Here is a 21,514-nt window from a genome sequence, read left to right as displayed (position 1 = left end):
TACGGCAAACCATGGTAATCGCCAATCCTTGTTGCGAATTACTGACTTAGCCCTATAGTCAGAGGGGATGTCAGGGCGAAATATTCTCACTTGCGGGGATAAAAGTGACCTGACGCAATATTTGTCTTTTGTTGCTTATTGATAATGTTGTCACAAAAAGTGAGGGTGACTGCATGGATAAACTACTTGAGCGTTTTTTACACTACGTGTCGCTGGACACCCAATCAAAATCGGGCGTGCGGCAGGTACCCAGCACCGAAGGACAGTGGAAATTATTACAACTGCTCAAACAACAGCTCGAAGAGATGGGGCTGGTTAACATTTCACTGAGCGAAAAGGGGACGCTGATGGCCACGTTGCCCGCTAACGTTGCTGGCAATATTCCCGCGATCGGCTTTATTTCCCATGTGGATACCTCACCGGATTTCAGCGGTAAAAACGTTAATCCGCAAATCGTTGAAAACTATCGCGGCGGCGATATTGCGTTAGGCATTGGTGATGAAGTTCTGTCGCCGGTGATGTTCCCGGTGCTGCATCAACTTCTGGGTCAGACGCTGATCACCACAGACGGTAAAACGCTGCTGGGCGCGGATGATAAAGCAGGCGTGGCGGAAATCATGACCGCGCTGGCGGTGCTCATCCAAAAAGATATTCCGCACGGTGATATCCGCGTGGCCTTTACGCCGGACGAAGAGGTTGGTAAAGGGGCGAAGCATTTTGACGTTGCGGCATTTGATGCGCAGTGGGCCTATACCGTTGACGGCGGTGGCGTGGGAGAGCTGGAATTTGAAAACTTCAACGCCGCGTCGGTTAATATCAAAATTGTCGGCAACAATGTCCATCCCGGTACCGCAAAAGGGGTGATGGTGAATGCGCTGTCGCTGGCTGCTCGTATTCATGCTGAGGTTCCGGCAGACGAAAGCCCGGAAACGACGGAAGGCTACGAAGGCTTTTATCATCTGGCGAGCATGAAAGGGACGGTCGATCGGGCGGATATGCACTACATCATCCGTGATTTTGACCGCAAGCAGTTTGAAGCGCGCAAACGCAAGATCATGGAGATCGCCAAAAAGGTCGGCAAAGGGTTACACCCGGATTGCTATATCGAACTGGTGATTGAAGACAGCTACTACAATATGCGCGAAAAAGTGATTGAGCATCCGCACGTGTTGGATATCGCTCAGAAGGCGATGCGCGATTGCGATATTGAGCCGGTGCTGAAACCTATTCGTGGCGGCACCGACGGCGCGCAGCTGTCGTTTATGGGGTTACCGTGTCCGAATCTGTTCACCGGAGGCTACAACTATCATGGTAAACATGAGTTTGTAACTCTGGAAGGAATGGAAAAAGCGGTGCGGGTGATTGTACGTATTGCGGAATTAACCGCAAAGCAGCAGTAAATTTATCGATAGATGCCGGATAGCGCGTTGCTTATCCGGCCTACAGTATTTCACTCCAAAAGGCCTGATAGGACGCGCTAGCGTCGCATCAGGCACCGTTCGTATTATCCTTCGAAGAACCAGTATCCGCTGTTAACCAGTGCGGCAAGCATGGCAAGGAAAGACGGATCTTCCAGCGCATCCTCAAAGTTCTCGGCCGTCAGAACAATATGGCTGGCAAGCGCTTCCAGGGCAGGGCGATGCGGTGAATCAATTTTCTCACCGTTGGCGTAGACGTCATCGCCGATGCGCAATACGCGCAATCCGCCCAGACGCACTAACACATCCCCTTGCTTCAGGGCATCGTAAATTTCGTCTGGCTGATACGGCGGCTCCGGTGGAGCAATATCCAGCTCATGACGAGACTGAGATATAAACTCGCCAAACCACTGCTGGAAATGTTCCGGCTGATTAATCAGTCCGAGCATCATTTCACGCAGCTTGTCCATTTCCTGCGGCAGAACGTCAGCCGGATGATCGCGCGGCGGCAGGTCAGGATCGCTGTAATACGTGCTACCCAGCTCACGTTGCAAAACGTAATCGGCGAAGCCGCTGATCAGTTCGCGAGTATTCGGCGCGCGGAAACCGACCGAATAGTTCATGGCGTTTTCCAGCGCATAGCCTTCGTGCGGGAATCCTGGTGGAATGTACAGGATATCGCCGGGTTCCAGCTCTTCATCGATGATGGCTTCAAACGGGGCGACCTGCAGCAGGTCCGGGTGAGGGCAGTGCTGCTTCAACTGCAGTTTTTCGCCCACGCGCCAGCGACGTCGCCCGGTTCCCTGAATGATAAACACATCGTACTGATCAAGATGTGGGCCAACGCCGCCGCCGGGGACAGAGAAGGAGATCATCAGATCGTCGATTCGCCAGTCTGGCAGTTCACGAAACGGACGCATCAGCGCGGCGGTTGGCTCATGCCAGTGATTGACCGCCTGTACCAGCAGCGACCAGTTGTTCTCGCCGAGATGATCATAGCTTTCGAACGGACCGTGGCTAACCTGCCATTTACCGTCCTGGTGGCTGACGAGTCGGCTGTCGACTTCGCTTTCCATTGCCAGTCCAGCCAGTTCGTCAGGAGAGAGTGGATCAATAAAGTTGTTAAACCCGCGTTTTAAGACCACCGGGCGTTTCTGCCAGTGGCGTTCAAGAAAATCGGGCCAGTTAAGTGTGAGTTGGTATTCCATAATGAGCATCCCGCAGGCTGGTATCTGCAACCGATTATAACGGATACTTAACCGCAAGCGGGAAATCAGTACATATTTATTACATGCGGCGATTACTCGTCTTTTTGCCCCGGCTGCTGGCGGCCAAAAATAACTTCCATGCGCGCGCCACCCAGCAGGCTATCGCCTGCAATAATCTGCCCGTCATACTGTTCGGTGATTTCTCGCGCCACCGCCAGTCCAACGCCTTGCCCTGGTCGTAACGTATCGACACGCTGTCCACGGTCAAACACCACTTCCCGTTTGCTTTGCGGAATACCTGGACCATCATCTTCAACCAGAATGTGTAGCTGATCTTCGGACAGATGCGCTGAAATCTCGACAAACTCCAGACAATATTTACATGCGTTATCCAGCACGTTGCCCATCACTTCGACAAAATCGTTCTGTTCGCCCACAAAACTGATTTCGGGTGAGATATCGAGATTTATGTTGACGCCTTTACGCTGATACACCTTATTTAGCGCCGAGGTGAGTTTATCCAGCAACGGCGCGACCGGATGCAGTTCGCGGCTAAGCAGCACGCTGCTACCACGCATGCTGGCGCGATGCAGGTAATAGCCAATCTGCTGGGAAATACGGCTGATTTGTTCCAGCATGATGGGTTCCGCGTCGCTTACGTTCATTTTTTCATTACGCATCGAGCGGAGCGTACTCTGTAATACCGCCAGCGGTGTTTTCAGGCTATGGGTGAGGTCTGTTAACGTCGTACGGTATTTGTCGTAGCGCTCGCGTTCGCTTTTTAAAAGTCGATTAAGATTGCGGACTAGGCTGGTCAGTTCGCGCGTAGTGGCGGGGTTTAGCATCTCTCGATGATGTTCCTCAAGCTCACGGACTTCACGCGCCAGCGATTCAATAGGCCGCAGACTCCACCAGGCGGCTACCCATAACAGCGGAATGACCAGCAACAGATTGGCGACCAGCACATAAATAAACCAACTCCATACCATATACGAGCGCTTTAGCTCAATAGGAATGGTATCGACAACCACAATGGTCAACTGTGGCATTCTGGCAGTGGCGGGGTAGACGTTCACGGCGACCGAGTGGGTCATTTCGGCATCGTCGTCATCTTCTCTGACTTCTTTTAGCTGCTGCTGAGCGGAGTGATCTTCGCCCAGTAAGGTGCTGGTGGCATCTACATTGGCTTCAATCTCATGAAAACCGTTCGCTTTTAGCCATTCCGGTTGGATACTGTGCGTCAGCCAGGGAACATTGCGCTGCGCCCACAACAACTCACCGTCTTCGTTATAGATCAGCGACATTGTTGGGCTTTGCATATCGAGATTCTCAGGCAGCTCGACGTTTATCTTACCGTTCTCCCATTTTGCCAGGGTATAGAACAGGTTACTTTCACCCCGCAGCAGGCGGAACGTTGTTTTATCAAAGCTGACGCTGTAGCCCACCAGGGCAACCATGCCGTAGGCCAGCGAAAGCACCAATACCACGCCCGCGGTTGCCAGTAAAAAGCGCAACCGCAGTGATAACGGGAAAAAATGACGCAATAATTTATTCATTAGCGCAGTTCAAAAAGATATCCCTGGCCACGCACGGTGGTGATGACATCATCTGGGTATTGCGCCTGTATTTTTTTACGCAGACGCCCCATCAGAACATCAATGGTGTGGCTTTCACGCAGCTCGGCATCCGGGTAAAGCTGTAACATGAGCGAATCTTTACTGACCACTTTGCCGTTGTTACGGATAAGTGTTTCCATAATGGTGTATTCGAACGCCGTGAGCTTGATAACTTCATCATTGACGGATAACTCGCGTCGAGAGAGGTCCACCTGGAAAGGAGGAAGAGAAATAATCTGCGATGCCAGACCGCTGTTGCGACGCATCAGTGCCTGCATGCGCGCAGCCACCTCTTCGATATGAAACGGTTTTGTGACGTAATCGTCGGCTCCGGCGCTGAGTACTTCCACCTTGTCCTGCCAGCCTTCACGCGCGGTTAACACCAGAATCGGCAACGAAACCTCATTGCTACGCCAACGGCGGATCAATGACAAACCGTCTTCATCGGGGAGTCCTAAATCAACGATCGCGATATCCGGCAGATGTTCATTCAGATAATAGTCCGCTTCCTTCGCATCTTCTGCATCATCCACCTGATGCCCTAAATCCTGTAACTGAACCTTGAGGTGGTGGCGTAATAAAGCATTATCCTCGACAACCAGTACGCGCATCATCGTTTCTCCCTAAAATAACGGTATAAATAGTTTAACGCTGATTATGAAGATTGAAAGCAGCGCTATGAAATTAAACAATATCTTCCCATGCGAGGGCGCATATCTCGCCTGGCCTCATCCCCGTATGTACGGCAACAATGATGATTAATGCCTGGCTACGGGGAAGGGCGGTTATCAGTGCCTGGTACTCATGAATTAAAAGTGGGTCGGGATCAGTTTTAGATAACTTGAGTCGCGACACGCCTTCATAAGGAGCATGCAATATAAACTGGCTTCGGTTTGCGAGCTTAAGCATTTCTGATAAAACTGCCTTCTGTTTATTGACTGTTGAGGGCGCGCGGCCCTGTCTGGCCAGATTCGGCATTGCCGGGTTAATAATTGTCCCGGTCAGTCACTCCTTTCGGTAATGCAAAATGTCGGCATGCTCAATATCTACCAGACGGGCATTTTCTGCGATTACACGCTGTAACGTATTTACGACCGAAGTAAGCGGTAGCAGCGTTGCACCAGATACCTCTAAGGATTTGGTGTCTGTAAAAAAATCACTCAGCTCTTTAAACGTGGTGATTTTTTTGGCTGTGATGAACTTCTTAAGCGTTTTGGGTTCCGGGAAACGTTCCGCATAGTCGAACTTACCGAACTGTATTTCGCTTGTTCTGAGCGCGCGAAGATTTCCAGCTTTTTTGATGTTGTTGCTGTTCACTGTCCAGCCCCGAAGGACTTCGCGGCAACGTATGCCGCGATAGGTAAATATGATCCGTTTAAAATGAACGATACCAATCGTATTTTTACCGAATCAACCCCGAGGATGCTCAAAACATCATCTGGCCTGAATCTCCATTGACTATATTACAGACTTATGTAAAACGATGCCGAGACTGATTAGAATCAGCATTGTTCATACATCAGCTAAAGATTATTTTCCTATTAGAGAGACTTTTAATCTTCTTGATAAAGTAATTAAATCTTTCCTTCCGAATAGTTTAAACAGATTAAACCAGCGGTTCTTACCCAAGTAATTTAGTTTTATTAATTGGGGGTTGTAATGGTAGCACATTATAAAAATACCCTGATCGTCATCAACTATGTTATTTTTGAGGGTTTTTATTTGACACTGACAAACTAGTTTGTAAAATTCCTTCCATTTTTTTTGTGTTGCTACGATTGCCCCACCAATAATATAGGAGCGATTGTTAATCATGTGGTCAAAAACCTGATGGATAGTTTTGACTGTCAGGCCTTTTTTAACTGTAAAGAAATTAACTTTGTTTCGGTCGAAAGGATAATCCCATCGAGATAACCCTCTGGTTACTTCTGCACTACGGCAGTAACCAAAGTCAACCCATGCAACCATATCATTATTTACAAGATTTAACTCTATAGCTCTGTTGACAAAATATGTTTTCAGATTGCAAACCAGTGCATAGTCTGGGGACCAGTATTCGGGATTAATCAACTGGCGAGTTTCAAGCTTGCTTATGAATTCGACATCTTTTTGAATCTGCGAAATTATTTTTTTAATATGTCGAAATTTTTTATTAATATCTAAAGCCACTACAACAGTGTTTTTCCCGTGTCTAATTTTTTCAACTTTGGGTTTAAGTTCACTGGATGTAAAAATGACCATATCATTATCTAATTCAGACAGGTTTTTAAAATACTGAATATAGGTATCAGATGTTCTCTCTAAATGAGGAGAGAAACCTTTATTACTCGTCCAGTCTCCTCGTCCTATATCGAAAAACGCTGTAACTATGGTAATAGATGAATTCATTTTCATACAACCCGTGTTTTATACCTATCCAATAACTACTAAAATGTTGAATACATATTTATTATGTCTGTCATATGGAGGCATTCTATCAGTATCAACATGAGGCGGGAAGCATCATGTGATATTTAAAATGAAAAACAATGGGTTGCACTTATCGAATTTTTGAGGATTTCAACGGATATACCAAACAACAGGTTAGCACAATGTATTATTTAATGATAAATAATACATGGCGGTATTATTTGCTTTGCAACTGTCTGTTTTTTTATAATATATGATAACCATAGGTTGCTGAATTAAATAAAACAGTATTCCTTCCATGATATTTGGAGTAATAACGGACATCATTAAAGATGACTAGGCTGGCCAATTGATAGTGAGCAGAAATGAGAGTTGCTGCAACCACGGTGTAAACAAGAGTATGATTGCGTCTCACAGGTTAATGTTCGTTAGTGCGAGTAATGATGCCACGATGTAGCGATATTGAAATGGCCTGGCATGCTTAGATACATGGAGAACCGAATGCCCGGAAGACTGTCACCACACAGTGGTTCGTCCAGGAACTGATCAAGGTTAAATGGAACTGGACGATGAAACACGCTAACGACTGGATCGAGTGGTATGTGGCAATGTTATTCAGGATGGGTCGTTCATGAAATAAAAAGCCGGATAAGGTGATAGCCTCCATCCGGCTAAAATACGCATTAGCTCGCCTGTTTTTTCATCATGCTGAAGATAAACAGCAGCGCAGCACACAGCACCACGGAAGGACCTGCCGGGGTGTCATAGAAGGCCGAGAAGGTCAGCCCGCCTGTAACCGCTATCATTCCCACACCAACGGCAACCCCTGCCATCTGTTCTGGCGTACGGGCAAAGCGACGGGCGGTTGCCGCAGGGATAATAAGCAGCGAGGTGATAATTAACGCCCCGACAAATTTCATCGCCACGCCAATAGTTAATGCTGTGACCAGCATCAGCAGTAGCTTAACGCGTTGCAGCTTCACGCCATCCACAAATGCCAGATCCGGACTGATGGTCATCGACAGCAGGTTGCGCCACTGCCAGAACAAAATCGCCAGAACGATAACCACCCCAATGGCGATGGAGATAAGATCTTCTGGCGTCACGGCGAGCAAATCACCAAACAGATAGGCCATCAGATCTACACGGATGTTGGACATCAGGCTGACGACAACCAGCCCTAATGACAGCGCACTGTGGGCCATAATGCCCAATAAAGTATCGATCGCAAGGTGAGGGCGCTTTTCCAGCCATACCAGACCGCCTGCCAGCAACAAGGTGACGACGATGACCGCATAGAAAGGGTTTACATCCAGCAGCAGGCCAAAGGCGACCCCCAGTAGCGAAGCGTGGGCCAGCGTATCACCGAAATAAGACATTCGACGCCAGACCACAAACGAGCCGAGCGGGCCAGCGGCACAGGCCAGCATGATCCCGGCTAACCAACCGGGTAATAACAATTCAATCATGAGTGACCATTTCCCCGGCGTAAGACGATACGACCCTGTAAATCGTGGCGGTGATTATGATTATGACGGTAAATTCCGAGTTGTTCGGCACCGCGTTGTCCGAACATTGAGATGAATTCCGGGTGCATGGAAACCACTTCCGGCGCACCAGAACAACAAATATGATGGTTCAGGCACAGTACCTCATCGGTTTTTGCCATCACCAGATGCAGGTCATGAGAAACCATCAGTACGGCGCAATCCAGTTCACGTCGCAACTGATCGATAAGATCGTACAGTGCGACCTGCCCATTGACATCCACGCCCTGGGTTGGCTCATCAAGCACCAGTAGCTGAGGTTTATTCAATAAAGCACGGGCCAACAGGACGCGTTGTGTCTCCCCGCCAGAGAGTTTTTGCATCGGCGCATTCATCAGATGTCCGGCCTGAACACGCTTCAGTGCCGGAAGGATATCTTCTTTTTTGGTGCCGGGACGTAGGCGCATAAACCGACTTACCGTCAGCGGAAGCGTCGTATCGAGGTACAGTTTTTGCGGCACATAGCCAATCCGCAATCGACCATTACGCTTGATAACTCCCTCATCAGCCTCTACCAGCCCTAATACAACGCGCACCAGCGTAGATTTCCCGGCACCATTTGGGCCGAGAAGCGTCAATATTTTACCGGGTCGAAGTTCAAGCGATACGTCAGAGAGGACGCGGCGTTGACCATAAGAGACCGAGACATTTTCCAGTGAAACCAAAGTCGTCATATCAATTTTAGTCTTGCAGAAGTTATAGAATGTTATAATATCACAATTCTCACATTCATTACGATGATTGGTCGCATTATGTTACATAAAAATACGCTTCTTTTCGCAGCATTATCCGCTGCTCTTTGGGGTAGTGCAACACAGTCGGCAAATGCCGCTGTCGTGGCCTCTCTTAAGCCACTGGGGTTTATCGCTTCAGCCATTGCTGACGGGGTTACTGACACCCAGGTTCTGCTGCCTGACGGGGCTTCCGAACACGATTACTCATTACGTCCTTCAGACGTAAAACGCTTACAGGGCGCGGACTTAGTCGTTTGGATTGGACCTGAGATGGAAGCGTTTATGGAAAAATCAGTCAAGAATATTCCTAACGCAAAACAGGTAACGATTGCGCAGCTCAATGACGTGAAACCGTTACTCATGAAAGGTGCTGACGACGATGATGACGATCATGGACATAATGATGCCGGCAGTGAAAGAAGTGACGAGCATCACCATCACGGCGATTACAACATGCATCTTTGGCTTTCCCCAGAGATAGCACGGGCCTCAGCGGTTGCAATCCATGAAAAATTAGTGGAACTTATGCCGCAAAGTCGAGCCAAACTTGACGCCAACCTGAAGGATTTTGAGGCACAATTAGCCGCAACCGATAAGCAGGTAGGTAACGAGCTCGCGCCGCTCAAGGGAAAAGGTTACTTCGTTTTTCATGACGCCTATGGCTACTACGAAAAACACTACGGACTAACACCGCTTGGTCACTTTACCGTGAACCCTGAGATTCAACCTGGTGCGCAGCGTTTACATGAAATAAGAACACAGTTGGTTGAGCAAAAAGCAACCTGCGTTTTTGCTGAGCCACAGTTCAGGCCAGCGGTCGTTGAAGCCGTCGCGAGAGGGACATCCGTTCGAATGGGAACGTTGGATCCGCTCGGAACGAATATCAAACTGGGTAAAACAAGCTATTCAGCGTTTTTGAACCAATTAGCCAACCAGTATGCGAGCTGCCTGAAAGGAGATTAATGAGGAAGTGATTACGTGCAACAGATAGCCCGCTCTGTCGCTCTGGCATTTAATAATCTGCCGCGGCCCCATCGCGTTATGCTGGGGTCGCTTACCGTACTGACATTGGCCGTCGCTGTCTGGCGGCCCTATGTTTACCATCCTGATTCTGCACCTATCGTCAAAACTATCGAGCTGGAAAAAAGCGAGATTCGTTCACTATTGCCTGAGGCCAGCGAACCTATCGATCAGGCCGCTCAGGAAGACGAAGCTATCCCACAGGACGAACTGGATGACAAAACGTCTGGTGAAGCTGGCGTGCATGAGTATGTCGTCTCCACGGGCGATACGCTAAGCAGTATTCTGAATCAGTACGGCATCGATATGGGTGACATCAGCCAGCTCGCGGCTTCCGACAAACAACTGCGTAACCTGAAAATTGGTCAGCAACTTTCCTGGACGTTAGGCGCGGAAGGTGATTTGCAGCGCCTGACCTGGGAAGTCTCCCGTCGTGAAACCCGTACTTACGATCGCACCGCGACGGGTTTCAAAATGAGCAGCGAAATGCAGCAGGGCGATTGGGTTAACAGCCGAATCAAAGGCACCGTGGGCGGAAGCTTCGTCGCCAGTGCCAAAGATGCCGGACTGACCAGCTCTGAAATCAGCGCAGTGATTAAGGCCATGCAGTGGCAGATGGATTTCCGCAAACTGAAAAAAGGCGATGAGTTCTCGGTACTGATGTCTCGCGAAATGCTGGACGGTAAACGCGAGCAAAGCCAACTGCTGGGCGTACGCTTGCGTTCTGAAGGCAAAGATTATTACGCAATCCGTGCTGAAGACGGTAAGTTCTATGACCGCAACGGTACCGGACTGGCGAAAGGCTTTATGCGTTTCCCGACGGCTAAGCAGTTCCGCATCTCTTCCAACTTTAACCCGCGTCGTCTGAACCCGGTGACCGGACGCGTTGCGCCGCACAAAGGTGTCGACTTTGCGATGCCGCAGGGGACGCCGGTGCTGTCGGTGGGTGATGGCGAAGTGGTTGTAGCGAAGCGCAGCGGCGCAGCCGGATACTATGTTGCGGTTCGTCATGGTCGCACCTATACCACGCGTTATATGCACCTGCGTAAGTTGTTGGTCAAACCAGGACAAAAAGTGAAACGTGGCGATCGTATCGCGCTGTCTGGCAATACCGGGCGTTCAACGGGTCCGCATCTGCACTACGAAGTCTGGATCAACCAGCAGGCAGTGAATCCTCTGACGGCGAAACTGCCGCGCACGGAAGGCCTGACCGGCTCGGATCGTACCGATTACCTGGCACAGGTGAGAGAGGTTGTTCCTCAGTTGCGTTTCGATTAATTAACACGCTGACAGAGCCGGTACGCTATGCGTGCCGGCTTTTTTATTTTGTGCGGCGCATCGCGCGCCGCTACACTATCAGCAGATCTACTTTTCGCCGCACCAGACACTGGAAGAGCATGGAAACGAAAAAAAAGAATATTGAATATATCCCCGAGTTTCACAAATCATTTCGCCATCCGCGCTACTGGGGTGCATGGCTGGGTGTGGCGGCGATAGCAGGCATTTCGTTAACGCCAGCATCATTTCGCGATCCAATTCTGGCAAAGCTTGGAAGAATGGTCGGGCGGCTGGGAAAAAGCTCGCGTCGCAGAGCACTGATCAATTTATCCCTCTGCTTTCCTGAGCGCAGCGAAGCTGAGCGTGAAGCTATTGTCGATGAGATGTTTGCGACTGCACCTCAGGCGATGGTTATGATGTCGGAACTCGCCATACGCGGCCCGGAAAAAATTCAGCATCGGGTTGACTGGCAGGGGCTGGAAATCATCGAAGAGATGCGTCGCAACGATGAAAAAGTGATTTTTCTGGTTCCTCATGGTTGGGGCGTAGATATCCCAGCGATGCTGATGGCTTCCCAGGGACAGAAAATGGCTGCGATGTTCCACAATCAGGGAAATCCGGTATTCGATTATGTGTGGAACACGGTACGCCGTCGTTTCGGTGGTCGTTTGCATGCGCGTAATGATGGCATCAAACCGTTTATTCAGTCTGTACGTCAGGGATATTGGGGATACTACCTGCCGGATCAGGACCATGGCCCTGAGCACAGCGAGTTTGTGGATTTTTTTGCTACCTATAAAGCCACGTTACCGGCGATTGGCCGCCTGATGAAGGTGTGTCACGCCCGTGTGGTGCCGCTGTTCCCGGTATACAATGGGAAAACGCATCGCTTAACGATTCAGGTTCGTCCTCCGATGGATGACATCCTGACGGCGGATGACCACACCATTGCCAGACGAATGAACGAAGAAGTGGAAATCTTTGTGGCGCCGCATCTCGAGCAATACACCTGGATTCTAAAACTGCTTAAGACGCGTAAACCTGGTGAAATTGAGCCTTATAAGCGTAAAGATCTTTATCCGAAGAAATAAAAAAAAAGCCTCTCAAACGAGAGGCTTTTTTACATCAAACGGGGCGTTACTCGACGGTCAGAATACGCGTGGTATTCGTTGAGCCAATGGTGCTCATGACATCGCCTTGCGTCACAATGACCAGGTCGCCGGAAACCAGATAGCCTTTATCGCGCAGCAGATTCACTGCTTCATTGGCGGCAACGACGCCGTCAGTTTCGCTGTCAAAGTGAACTGGGGTGACGCCGCGATACAAGGAAGTAAGATTCAGCGTACGTTCATGACGAGACATCGCGAAAATCGGCAGACCAGAACTGATACGTGAAGTCATCAGCGCAGTACGACCGGATTCCGTCATTGTGATGATAGCGGTGACCCCTTTCAGGTGGTTAGCGGCATACATCGCTGACATGGCAATCGCTTCTTCAACGTTATCAAACTGCACGTCAAGGCGGTGTTTAGAAACATTGATGCTCGGGATCTTCTCAGCACCCAAACAGACGCGCGCCATAGCCGCGACGGTTTCAGCAGGGTACTGACCTGCTGCAGTTTCTGCAGAGAGCATAACGGCATCGGTACCGTCGAGGACGGCGTTAGCCACGTCCATCACTTCCGCACGGGTCGGCATTGGGTTGGTGATCATCGACTCCATCATCTGCGTGGCGGTAATGACCGCACGGTTCAGCTGACGTGCGCGGCGAATCAACGCTTTCTGAATACCTACCAGCTCAGGATCGCCAATTTCAACGCCCAGGTCGCCACGCGCCACCATCACCACGTCGGAGGCAAGGATGATGTCATCCATCGCATTCTGGTCGCAGACGGCTTCTGCACGTTCTACCTTGGCGACAATTTTCGCATCGCAGCCAGCGTCGCGCGCCAGACGGCGGGCATAGTTCAGATCTTCGCCGCAGCGCGGGAAGGAGACGGCCAGATAGTCAACGCTGATTTGCGCAGCGGTGACGATGTCGGCTTTGTCTTTTTCGGTCAGGGCTTCAGCAGAGAGACCGCCGCCCAGTTTGTTAATGCCCTTATTGTTGGACAGTGGGCCACCGACGGTAACTTCGGTGAAGACTTTCATGCCCTGGACTTCCAGCACTTTAAGCTGTACGCGACCGTCGTCGAGCAGCAGGATATCGCCCGGGACGACGTCAGCAGGCAGTCCTTTATAATCAATACCGACTTTTTCTTTGTCGCCTTCGCCTTTGCCGAGGTTGGCGTCTAACAGGAACTTGTCGCCAACGTTAAGAAATACTTTACCTTCTTTAAAGGTCGATACGCGGATTTTAGGTCCCTGCAGGTCACCCAAAATAGCTACATGACGTCCCAGTTTTGCGGCAATTTCACGGACCTTATCCGCCCGCAGTTTGTGATCTTCTGGAGAGCCGTGAGAAAAGTTCATACGTACGACGTTCGCACCCGCGGCGATAATCTTTTCAAGGTTATTATCGCGGTCAGTTGCCGGGCCTAACGTGGTAACGATTTTGGTTCTGCGAAGCCTTCTGGACATGTAATACTCCGTTGACTGAAACAACTTGGTGTTGCGTGAACATTAATCCGGTCGTTCTCAAATATTAACGGTAAATGAACGACCCGGATGATAAAAGGGTAGAACATTGTTATTGCTTTTAGCGGTCATCACTCTTGATGAGTAATTCTTTATCAAAACGCGATTCCTTGAGCGCTTCCTTGACACGCTTCAAGTTATCTCTAAATTTTGCCCCACGGCGCAAAGTAAATCCTGTAGCCAGCACATCTATCACGGTCAGTTGAGCAAGTCGAGAGACCATGGGCATATAAATGTCAGTATCTTCCGGTACATCGAGAGTAATTGCCAGCGTTGCTTCACGCGCCAGTGGCGTGCCGGGAGAGGTGAGGGCGATAACCATGGCGTCATTTTCCCGCGCCAACTGCGCCAGTTCCACCAGACTTTTGGTTCTTCCGGTATGAGAAATAAGCACAATGACGTCATCGTCGCTACAATTCATGCAACTCATGCGTTGCAGAACAATATCGTCGGAATAGATTACCGGTACGTTAAACCGGAAAAATTTATTCATTGCGTCATGCGCCACTGCGGCAGAAGAACCGAGGCCAAAGAAGGCAATTTTTTTCGCCTGAGTTAATAAATCTACTGCCCGGTTTACCGCTGCGTTATCCAGAGACTGGCGGACGTGGTCGAGGCTTGCCATCGCTGACTCGAAGATTTTCCCCGTGTAAGATTCTACGCTGTCATCCTCATCCACATTGCGATTAACATAAGGGGTGCCATTTGCCAGACTTTGCGCCAGATGCAGTTTAAAATCAGGGAAGCCGCGGGTATCCATGCTGCGACAGAAACGGTTCACCGTCGGTTCGCTGACATTGGCTTCCACAGCAAGTGTGGCGATGCTTGAATGGATTGCCCGCTCGGGAGAGGCAAGAATAATGTCGGCGACTTTACGCTCTGACTTGCTCAACTGTTCCAGTTTTAACTGGATTTTTTCCAGCATATTCATGATGTAGGTAGACTCATGGGTCATGGGCAAAAACGATTTCAATGATACGGAGAAACCGGGGCATAATTTCGTGTATAGATATTACCCCTGCTAATGCAGCAACGGGGCAAAATGGACAGAATAGTTGTTGTTTTTTTTCATTACATGATCGGAGTCGGGTTTTCTTACGTCTTCAGGGGTACGAAAAAAGACGACTTTTTTGTCCAATTTGCAACGGCAAACGCCCATAAAGCGACTGTTCGCGGTAACAGCACGGCTGGATAAGCGTTTACGGTTTCCGGATTCACGTAAAAGCAGTACAGTGCACTGTAATAAAATTACAACCAGTGTCTGGCAAAAGCACCAGGCACTTAATTGAGGAGAATGACATGGCGGTAACGCAAACAGCCCAGGCATGTGATCTGGTCATTTTCGGCGCGAAGGGCGACCTGGCGCGGCGGAAATTGCTGCCTTCCCTGTATCAACTGGAAAAGGCCGGCCAGATTAACCCGGAAACCCGTATCATTGGGGTAGGGCGTGCCGACTGGGACAAAGCAGCCTATACCAAGGTTGTGCGTGAAGCGCTCGAAACCTTCATGAAAGAAAAAATCGACGAAGGTTTGTGGGAGACTCTCAGCGGTCGTCTGGAGTTTTGTAATCTGGACGTCAATGACACCGCCGCGTTTAGCCGTCTGGGCGAAATGCTGGATCAAAAATCACGTACCACCATTAACTATTTCGCGATGCCGCCGAGCACCTTTGGCGCGATCTGCAAAGGCCTGGGTGAAGCAAAGCTGAATGCTAAACCAGCCCGTGTTGTGATGGAAAAACCGCTGGGTACGTCGCTGGCAACATCCCGTGAAATCAACGATCAGGTCGGCGAGTATTTCGAAGAGTGTCAGGTTTATCGTATCGACCACTATCTTGGCAAAGAGACGGTCCTGAACCTGCTGGCACTGCGTTTTGCCAACTCCCTGTTTGTGAACAACTGGGATAACCGCACTATCGATCACGTAGAAATTACCGTGGCGGAAGAAGTGGGTATTGAAGGCCGTTGGGGCTATTTTGACCAGGCAGGTCAAATGCGCGACATGATTCAGAACCACCTGCTGCAGATCCTGTGCATGATTGCGATGTCTCCGCCGTCCGATCTGAGCGCCGACAGCATTCGTGATGAAAAAGTGAAGGTACTGAAATCGCTGCGTCGTATCGATCGTTCGAACGTACGTGAAAAAACGGTTCGCGGTCAGTACACCGCGGGTTTTGCCCAGGGCAAAAAAGTGCCGGGGTATCTGGAAGAAGAAGGCGCGAACAAGAGCAGCAACACGGAAACGTTTGTGGCGATCCGTGTGGATATCGATAACTGGCGCTGGGCGGGAGTTCCGTTCTACCTGCGTACCGGTAAACGTTTACCGACGAAGTGCTCTGAAGTGGTGGTTTACTTCAAAACGCCTGAGCTGAATCTGTTCAGAGAATCCTGGCAGGATCTGCCGCAGAACAAGTTGACCATCCGTTTGCAGCCTGATGAAGGTGTCGATATCCAGGTATTGAACAAAGTGCCGGGTCTGGATCACAAGCATAATCTGCAAATTACCAAGCTTGATCTGAGCTATTCCGAAACCTTCAACCAGACGCACCTTGCCGACGCCTATGAGCGCCTGCTGCTCGAAACAATGCGCGGAATACAGGCGCTGTTTGTGCGTCGTGATGAAGTTGAAGAAGCATGGAAGTGGGTCGACTCAATTACCGAAGCCTGGGCGATGGACAACGACGCGCCGAAGCCGTATCAGGCAGGGACCTGGGGCCCGGTTGCTTCTGTGGCGATGATTACCCGAGATGGTCGTTCCTGGAACGAATTCGAGTAAAATATCACCTAGCCCATAGGTGTTATTTTACCGGTAACATGATCTAACACAGATTGTAGAATAATTTTTGCACTTTTAAGCTCCGCGTGGATTCACCCGCGGGGCTTTTTTTATTACACTGCCTGAAACGATTTTGCCCCTGAGCTACGGCCAACAAGCGATTCAGCTGTTTTTACCCAACTGAAACACATTGTTGATCCAACGCTCTGACAGATAAATTTTAGGAGCCTCTATGAATCCGAATTTGTTACGCGTAACACAACGTATCGTCGAACGTTCTCGTGACACACGTTCCGCCTATCTCGCCCGTATTGAACAAGCGAAATCAACTACCGTTCATCGCTCGCAACTGGCATGCGGTAACCTGGCGCATGGTTTTGCTGCGTGTCAGCCGGACGATAAGGCCTCGCTGAAAAGCATGCTGCGTAACAATATCGCGATCATTACCTCCTATAACGACATGCTTTCCGCGCATCAGCCGTATGAACACTATCCGGCCATCATTCGTAAAGCACTGCATGAAGCCAATGCAGTAGGCCAGGTTGCTGGCGGTGTACCTGCAATGTGCGACGGTGTGACCCAGGGACAAGATGGGATGGAGCTTTCTCTGCTCAGTCGTGAAGTGATTGCGATGTCTGCTGCAGTGGGCCTTTCCCACAACATGTTCGACGGCGCGTTGTTCCTCGGCGTGTGCGACAAAATTGTCCCGGGCCTGGTAATGGCTGCGCTGTCATTTGGTCATCTGCCGTCAATCTTTATTCCTTCCGGTCCGATGGCGAGCGGTCTGGCGAACAAAGAAAAAGTGCGTATCCGTCAGCTGTATGCTGAAGGTAAAGTCGATCGCATGGCGCTTCTTGAATCCGAGGCGGCGTCTTATCACGCTCCGGGTACCTGTACGTTCTACGGCACGGCGAACACTAACCAGATGGTAGTGGAGTTTATGGGTATGCAACTGCCTGGCTCCTCATTTGTACATCCTGATGCGCCGCTGCGTGAAGCGCTGACCGCGGCTGCAGCCCGTCAGGTAACACGCCTGACCGGCAATGGCAATGAATGGATGCCGATCGGTAAAATGATCGATGAAAAAGTGGTAGTGAACGGTATTGTGGCGCTGCTGGCGACCGGGGGCTCTACCAACCATACGATGCACCTGGTGGCTATGGCGCGTGCGGCCGGGATTCTGATTAACTGGGATGATTTCTCCGATCTGTCCGATATCGTGCCGCTGATGGCGCGTCTGTACCCGAATGGTCCGGCAGATATTAACCACTTCCAGGCGGCGGGTGGCGTGCCGGTGTTAATGCGTGAACTGCTCAATGCGGGTCTGCTACATGAAGATGTGAACACCGTTGCCGGATTCGGTTTATCCCGCTACACCATGGAACCGTGGCTTAACGAGGGTGAACTGGACTGGCGCGAAGGGGCAGCGAAGTCTCTGGACAGCAACGTGATCGCCACCTTTGACCAACCATTCTCCCACCACGGCGGCACCAAAGTGCTGAGCGGTAACCTTGGGCGTGCGGTGATGAAAACGTCGGCGGTACCGGTAGAAAACCAGATTATTGAAGCGCCGGCAGTTGTCTTTGAAAGTCAGCATGATGTGTTACCCGCGTTCGATGCCGGTCTGCTTGACCGGGATTGCGTGGTGGTTGTGCGCCATCAGGGACCAAAAGCGAACGGAATGCCAGAATTACATAAACTCATGCCGCCACTTGGTGTATTATTGGACCGTTGTTTCAAAATTGCGTTAGTTACCGATGGACGACTTTCAGGTGCTTCAGGTAAAGTGCCTTCAGCAATCCATGTAACCCCCGAAGCCTATGATGGCGGGCTGCTGGCAAAAGTACGCGATGGCGACATCATTCGTGTGAATGGACAGACAGGTGAATTGACGCTGCTGGTTGATGAAGAGGAACTTGCCTCCCGTCAGCCACACATTCCTGATCTCAGCGCATCGCGCGTGGGTACGGGACGTGAAATGTTCAGCGCGTTGCGTGAAAAGCTGTCCGGTGCGGAGCAGGGCGCAACCTGTATCACTTTTTAAGACTTATTTTGTAATCAGGCGAGAGAAAACTCTGATGAAAAACTGGAAGACAAGTGCAGAAGCAATCCTGACCACTGGCCCGGTTGTACCGGTTATCGTGGTTAATAAACTGGAACACGCGGTGCCAATGGCAAAAGCGCTGGTTGCAGGGGGCGTGCGTGTTCTGGAAGTGACCTTACGTACCGCATGTGCGATGGATGCCATTCGCGCGATCGCAAAAGAAGTTCCCGACGCTATCGTTGGTGCGGGTACCGTACTGAATCCACAGCAACTGGCTGAAGTCACTGAAGCGGGTGCGCAGTTTGCTATCAGCCCGGGCCTGACCGAGCCGCTGTTGAAAGCTGCAACTGAAGGCACTATTCCGCTGATCCCAGGCATCAGCACCGTTTCTGAACTGATGCTGGGTATGGACTACGGTTTGAAAGAGTTCAAATTCTTCCCGGCGGAAGCCAACGGCGGAACTAAAGCGCTGCAGGCAATTGCGGGTCCGTTCTCTCAGGTCCGTTTCTGCCCAACCGGCGGTATCTCTCCGGCGAACTACCGTGATTACCTGGCACTGAAAAGCGTGCTGTGCATCGGTGGTTCCTGGCTGGTTCCGGCAGATGCCCTGGAAGCTGGCGATTACGCACGCATTACCAAGCTGGCTCGTGAAGCAGTCGAAGGCGCGAAGCTGTAATTGCGTAAAATGCCCGGTAATCATTACCGGGCCTGCGAGTCTAAAACGGGCCATCTGGCCCGTTTTTTATCCTGCGACTTTCACCTGTGCCGCCGCGTCTTTCGCGCGTGTCACTGCGTCTTCAATACTCTGCGCTGTGGCCAGCACAACGCCCATACGACGGCTCCCGTCGATGTCCGGCTTGCCGAAGAATCTGACTTGCATACCTGTGCCCACAGCGGCCTGTACGTTATCAAACGTGACATTCTGGCTGGTAAGCTGCGGCAGAATAACGGCGGAAGCAGAAGGCCCATACTGACGGATTGCGCCAACCGGCAGACCGAGAAATGCGCGTACATGCAGGGCAAACTCAGACAGATCCTGCGAAATCAAGGTCACCATACCCGTGTCGTGAGGGCGAGGGGAAACTTCGCTGAAAATGACCTCATCACCGCAGACAAATAGCTCTACCCCAAACAGACCGTGGCCGCCCAGCGCCAGCACCACCTTACGGGCAATCTCCTGCGCTCGAGCCAGCGCCAGTTCACCCATCTGCTGCGGCTGCCAGGATTCGCGATAATCGCCATCTTCCTGACGATGTCCTACCGGTGCGCAGAAATGTACGCCATCAACGGCGCTGACGGTAAGCAGGGTGATTTCAAAATCAAAATTCACTACGCCTTCGACGATAACGCGTCCGGCACCTGCTCGGCCGCCTTGTTGAGCATAATTCCAGGCTTCAGTGAGTCGATCGGCGGAACGAATAAAGCTCTGTCCCTTACCGGAGGAACTCATTACCGGCTTCACGATGCAGGGATAGCCGATTTCGGCGACGGCCTCGCGAAAGCGGGCTTCGCTGTCAGCAAAGCGGTAAGAAGAGGTCGGTAGAGATAATTCTTCGGCGGCGAGACGACGGATTCCTTCGCGGTTCATGGTCAACTGCGTCGCTCGGGCGCACGGCACGATGTTGTGACCGTCTTGTTCCAGTTTTACCAGCATATCCGTGGCAATCGCCTCTATTTCCGGCACGATATAATGTGGTTTTTCACGCTCGACGAGCTGGCGTAAAGCATCGCCATCCAGCATGTTGATTACGTATGAGCGATGGGCAACGTGCATGGCTGGCGCGTCGGGGTAACGATCCACGGCAATGACTTCCACACCCAGGCGTTGGCATTCAATCGCTACCTCTTTACCCAGTTCACCTGAACCTAATAACATCACTCGCGTTGCTGCGGGACGCAGCGCTGTGCCTAATAACGTCATAAATTAATCCCCTGTTTTATCTGGGCGCAGTATATACGAAAACGTTTGCGTCTGTCTTTATTACCAGGTTGATTTCAAGGCGCAAAAAGAATATACTGTACATAAATACAGGTAATTTAAGAGGCTGCAAAAATGGCGGTTGAAGTTAAATACGTAGTCATTCGGGAAGGTGAGGAAAAAATGTCGTTTACCAGCAAAAAGGAAGCCGATGCGTATGACAAAATGCTTGATACAGCAGATTTGCTCGACACATGGCTGGAGCAATCGCCGGTAGCGCTGGAAGACGAGCAGCGCGAAGCGCTTTCCCTGTGGCTGGCTGAGCAGAAAGATGTGCTGAGCGCCATTCTGAAAAACGGCAAGCTGCCCTCTCCGCAGGCGGTCGAAAACGATGCGCACGCTGAGGATGATACTCAGGCTGCCTGAAACGACTTGCGCTCCTGACGTTTTGTACCATGCTTTTCCCTGAATCATTGTGCAATCCCTGACGTCTTTTCACGTTGCAACAGGCAACCTGAAGGACGAAGGGGAGATTAAGGAGAAAAGAATGTATAAAAAAAGAGCGTTGTTGAGCCTGCTGTTGTTATCTGCCAGCGTATCTGTATTTGCGGCAAATATGGAAAGCAAGAAAGTTCAGTTCCCCAAGTGCGAAGGACTGAATGCTGACGGTATCGCGGCGAGCGTGAAACGTGATTATCAGCAAAATCGCATCGCGCGCTGGGCTGACGATCAAAAACGCGTCGGGCAAGCCGATCCTGTCGCCTGGGTCAACACGCCTGATATTACGGGTAAAGATGGGAAATGGTCAGTTCCCCTCACGGTTCGCGGTAAAAGCGCGGATATTCACTACCAGGTAAAAGTCGACTGCAAAGCCGGAACGGCGGAGTATCAGTCGCAGTAACGAAGGCAG

The 21,514-nt window shown here is 50.7% G+C and carries 19 protein-coding genes; 9 read left to right on the top strand and 10 right to left on the bottom strand.

Annotation, left to right across the window (positions count from 1 at the left end; genetic code table 11):
* Positions 1-173: 173 nt before the first annotated feature.
* Entirely contained in the window at positions 174-1,400 is a 1,227-nt protein-coding gene (gene pepT / locus HV229_RS14845) for a peptidase T (RefSeq protein WP_016152696.1), read from the top strand.
* 104 nt (positions 1,401-1,504) lie between these two features.
* Here the strand turns inward: pepT and roxA are convergent, their stop codons facing one another.
* The 7 genes from roxA to znuC all read right to left on the bottom strand — a co-directional run bounded on the left by roxA (position 1,505) and on the right by znuC (position 8,872).
* On the bottom strand, positions 1,505-2,626 hold the full coding sequence (gene roxA, locus HV229_RS14840; RefSeq protein WP_016152697.1) for a [50S ribosomal protein L16]-arginine 3-hydroxylase: 1,122 nt from the start codon (positions 2,624-2,626) through the stop codon (positions 1,505-1,507).
* A gap of 92 nt (positions 2,627-2,718) precedes the next feature.
* Positions 2,719-4,182, bottom strand: a complete 1,464-nt coding sequence (phoQ, locus tag HV229_RS14835) for a two-component system sensor histidine kinase PhoQ (protein ID WP_046274777.1) — start codon at positions 4,180-4,182, stop codon at positions 2,719-2,721.
* On the bottom strand, positions 4,182-4,853 hold the full coding sequence (phoP, locus tag HV229_RS14830) for a two-component system response regulator PhoP (protein ID WP_003846709.1): 672 nt from the start codon (positions 4,851-4,853) through the stop codon (positions 4,182-4,184). The genes phoQ and phoP overlap by 1 nt, the downstream gene beginning before the upstream one ends.
* Before the next feature lie 394 nt (positions 4,854-5,247).
* On the bottom strand, positions 5,248-5,559 hold the full coding sequence (locus HV229_RS26320; protein WP_249025125.1) for a DUF3596 domain-containing protein: 312 nt from the start codon (positions 5,557-5,559) through the stop codon (positions 5,248-5,250).
* A 213-nt stretch (positions 5,560-5,772) separates the two neighbouring features.
* Positions 5,773-6,630, bottom strand: coding sequence for a protein YibB (gene yibB, locus HV229_RS14820; RefSeq protein WP_046276027.1), 858 nt, complete (start codon positions 6,628-6,630; stop codon positions 5,773-5,775).
* A 704-nt stretch (positions 6,631-7,334) separates the two neighbouring features.
* Positions 7,335-8,120, bottom strand: coding sequence for a zinc ABC transporter permease subunit ZnuB (znuB, locus tag HV229_RS14815; RefSeq protein WP_016152760.1), 786 nt, complete (start codon positions 8,118-8,120; stop codon positions 7,335-7,337).
* Positions 8,117-8,872: a zinc ABC transporter ATP-binding protein ZnuC gene (znuC, locus tag HV229_RS14810; RefSeq protein WP_016152761.1), complete on the bottom strand. Its 756-nt coding sequence runs from the start codon at positions 8,870-8,872 to the stop codon at positions 8,117-8,119. Before znuC ends, znuB begins: the two co-directional genes overlap by 4 nt.
* A 78-nt stretch (positions 8,873-8,950) precedes the next feature.
* Here znuC and znuA point away from each other — a divergent pair, with 78 nt between their 5' ends.
* The 3 genes from znuA to lpxM all read left to right on the top strand — a co-directional run bounded on the left by znuA (position 8,951) and on the right by lpxM (position 12,321).
* Complete coding sequence (znuA, locus tag HV229_RS14805; protein WP_181545737.1) at positions 8,951-9,895, top strand: zinc ABC transporter substrate-binding protein ZnuA; 945 nt, start codon at positions 8,951-8,953, stop codon at positions 9,893-9,895.
* Between the two features lie 15 nt (positions 9,896-9,910).
* On the top strand, positions 9,911-11,230 hold the full coding sequence (gene mepM / locus HV229_RS14800; protein WP_181545735.1) for a murein DD-endopeptidase MepM: 1,320 nt from the start codon (positions 9,911-9,913) through the stop codon (positions 11,228-11,230).
* Positions 11,231-11,349: 119 nt separating this feature from the next.
* On the top strand, positions 11,350-12,321 hold the full coding sequence (gene lpxM, locus HV229_RS14795; RefSeq protein ID WP_065554602.1) for a lauroyl-Kdo(2)-lipid IV(A) myristoyltransferase: 972 nt from the start codon (positions 11,350-11,352) through the stop codon (positions 12,319-12,321).
* A gap of 46 nt (positions 12,322-12,367) precedes the next feature.
* Here lpxM and pyk read toward each other — a convergent pair whose 3' ends face one another.
* Both pyk and HV229_RS14785 read right to left on the bottom strand, forming a co-directional pair.
* Positions 12,368-13,810 (bottom strand): pyruvate kinase, encoded by a 1,443-nt coding sequence (gene pyk / locus HV229_RS14790; RefSeq protein ID WP_046276423.1) that lies wholly within the window; start codon positions 13,808-13,810, stop codon positions 12,368-12,370.
* A gap of 118 nt (positions 13,811-13,928) precedes the next feature.
* Positions 13,929-14,798: a MurR/RpiR family transcriptional regulator gene (locus HV229_RS14785; protein ID WP_019076523.1), complete on the bottom strand. Its 870-nt coding sequence runs from the start codon at positions 14,796-14,798 to the stop codon at positions 13,929-13,931.
* 368 nt (positions 14,799-15,166) lie between these two features.
* Here HV229_RS14785 and zwf point away from each other — a divergent pair, with 368 nt between their 5' ends.
* The 3 genes from zwf (at position 15,167) to kdgA (ending at position 19,362) form a co-directional block, all read left to right on the top strand.
* Positions 15,167-16,642, top strand: coding sequence for a glucose-6-phosphate dehydrogenase (gene zwf / locus HV229_RS14780; protein WP_003034896.1), 1,476 nt, complete (start codon positions 15,167-15,169; stop codon positions 16,640-16,642).
* Between the two features lie 232 nt (positions 16,643-16,874).
* Positions 16,875-18,686: a phosphogluconate dehydratase gene (gene edd / locus HV229_RS14775; protein ID WP_049271196.1), complete on the top strand. Its 1,812-nt coding sequence runs from the start codon at positions 16,875-16,877 to the stop codon at positions 18,684-18,686.
* A 34-nt stretch (positions 18,687-18,720) separates the two neighbouring features.
* Entirely contained in the window at positions 18,721-19,362 is a 642-nt protein-coding gene (gene kdgA / locus HV229_RS14770) for a bifunctional 4-hydroxy-2-oxoglutarate aldolase/2-dehydro-3-deoxy-phosphogluconate aldolase (protein ID WP_016152768.1), read from the top strand.
* Between the two features lie 66 nt (positions 19,363-19,428).
* Here kdgA and purT read toward each other — a convergent pair whose 3' ends face one another.
* Complete coding sequence (purT, locus tag HV229_RS14765; RefSeq protein WP_181545733.1) at positions 19,429-20,607, bottom strand: formate-dependent phosphoribosylglycinamide formyltransferase; 1,179 nt, start codon at positions 20,605-20,607, stop codon at positions 19,429-19,431.
* 132 nt (positions 20,608-20,739) lie between these two features.
* Here purT and yebG point away from each other — a divergent pair, with 132 nt between their 5' ends.
* On the top strand, positions 20,740-21,030 hold the full coding sequence (yebG, locus tag HV229_RS14760; RefSeq protein WP_003833810.1) for a DNA damage-inducible protein YebG: 291 nt from the start codon (positions 20,740-20,742) through the stop codon (positions 21,028-21,030).
* 121 nt (positions 21,031-21,151) lie between these two features.
* The gene (gene yebF, locus HV229_RS14755; protein WP_016152770.1) at positions 21,152-21,505 is read left to right on the top strand and encodes a protein YebF; all 354 of its coding nucleotides are present in this window, start codon (positions 21,152-21,154) and stop codon (positions 21,503-21,505) included.
* Positions 21,506-21,514: the final 9 nt, after the last annotated feature.

The organism is Citrobacter sp. RHBSTW-00524 (assembly GCF_013747755.1).
In the GTDB taxonomy this organism is placed as follows: Bacteria; Pseudomonadota; Gammaproteobacteria; order Enterobacterales; family Enterobacteriaceae; genus Citrobacter; species Citrobacter braakii.
The sequence above is the reverse complement of the archived record's forward strand: the minus strand, read 5'-3'. Positions and strand labels throughout refer to the sequence as shown.

Bases quoted from the DNA above. Each gene is read 5' to 3' on its own strand.
- pepT (WP_016152696.1), top strand. From the start codon at position 174: ATGGATAAACTACTTGAGCGTTTTTTACACTACGTGTCGCTGGACACC.
- roxA (WP_016152697.1), bottom strand. From the start codon at position 2,626: ATGGAATACCAACTCACACTTAACTGGCCCGATTTTCTTGAACGCCAC.
- phoQ (WP_046274777.1), bottom strand. From the start codon at position 4,182: ATGAATAAATTATTGCGTCATTTTTTCCCGTTATCACTGCGGTTGCGC.
- phoP (WP_003846709.1), bottom strand. From the start codon at position 4,853: ATGCGCGTACTGGTTGTCGAGGATAATGCTTTATTACGCCACCACCTC.
- yibB (WP_046276027.1), bottom strand. From the start codon at position 6,630: ATGAATTCATCTATTACCATAGTTACAGCGTTTTTCGATATAGGACGA.
- znuB (WP_016152760.1), bottom strand. From the start codon at position 8,120: ATGATTGAATTGTTATTACCCGGTTGGTTAGCCGGGATCATGCTGGCC.
- znuC (WP_016152761.1), bottom strand. From the start codon at position 8,872: ATGACGACTTTGGTTTCACTGGAAAATGTCTCGGTCTCTTATGGTCAA.
- znuA (WP_181545737.1), top strand. From the start codon at position 8,951: ATGTTACATAAAAATACGCTTCTTTTCGCAGCATTATCCGCTGCTCTT.
- lpxM (WP_065554602.1), top strand. From the start codon at position 11,350: ATGGAAACGAAAAAAAAGAATATTGAATATATCCCCGAGTTTCACAAA.
- pyk (WP_046276423.1), bottom strand. From the start codon at position 13,810: ATGTCCAGAAGGCTTCGCAGAACCAAAATCGTTACCACGTTAGGCCCG.
- HV229_RS14785 (WP_019076523.1), bottom strand. From the start codon at position 14,798: ATGAATATGCTGGAAAAAATCCAGTTAAAACTGGAACAGTTGAGCAAG.
- zwf (WP_003034896.1), top strand. From the start codon at position 15,167: ATGGCGGTAACGCAAACAGCCCAGGCATGTGATCTGGTCATTTTCGGC.
- edd (WP_049271196.1), top strand. From the start codon at position 16,875: ATGAATCCGAATTTGTTACGCGTAACACAACGTATCGTCGAACGTTCT.
- kdgA (WP_016152768.1), top strand. From the start codon at position 18,721: ATGAAAAACTGGAAGACAAGTGCAGAAGCAATCCTGACCACTGGCCCG.
- purT (WP_181545733.1), bottom strand. From the start codon at position 20,607: ATGACGTTATTAGGCACAGCGCTGCGTCCCGCAGCAACGCGAGTGATG.
- yebG (WP_003833810.1), top strand. From the start codon at position 20,740: ATGGCGGTTGAAGTTAAATACGTAGTCATTCGGGAAGGTGAGGAAAAA.
- yebF (WP_016152770.1), top strand. From the start codon at position 21,152: ATGTATAAAAAAAGAGCGTTGTTGAGCCTGCTGTTGTTATCTGCCAGC.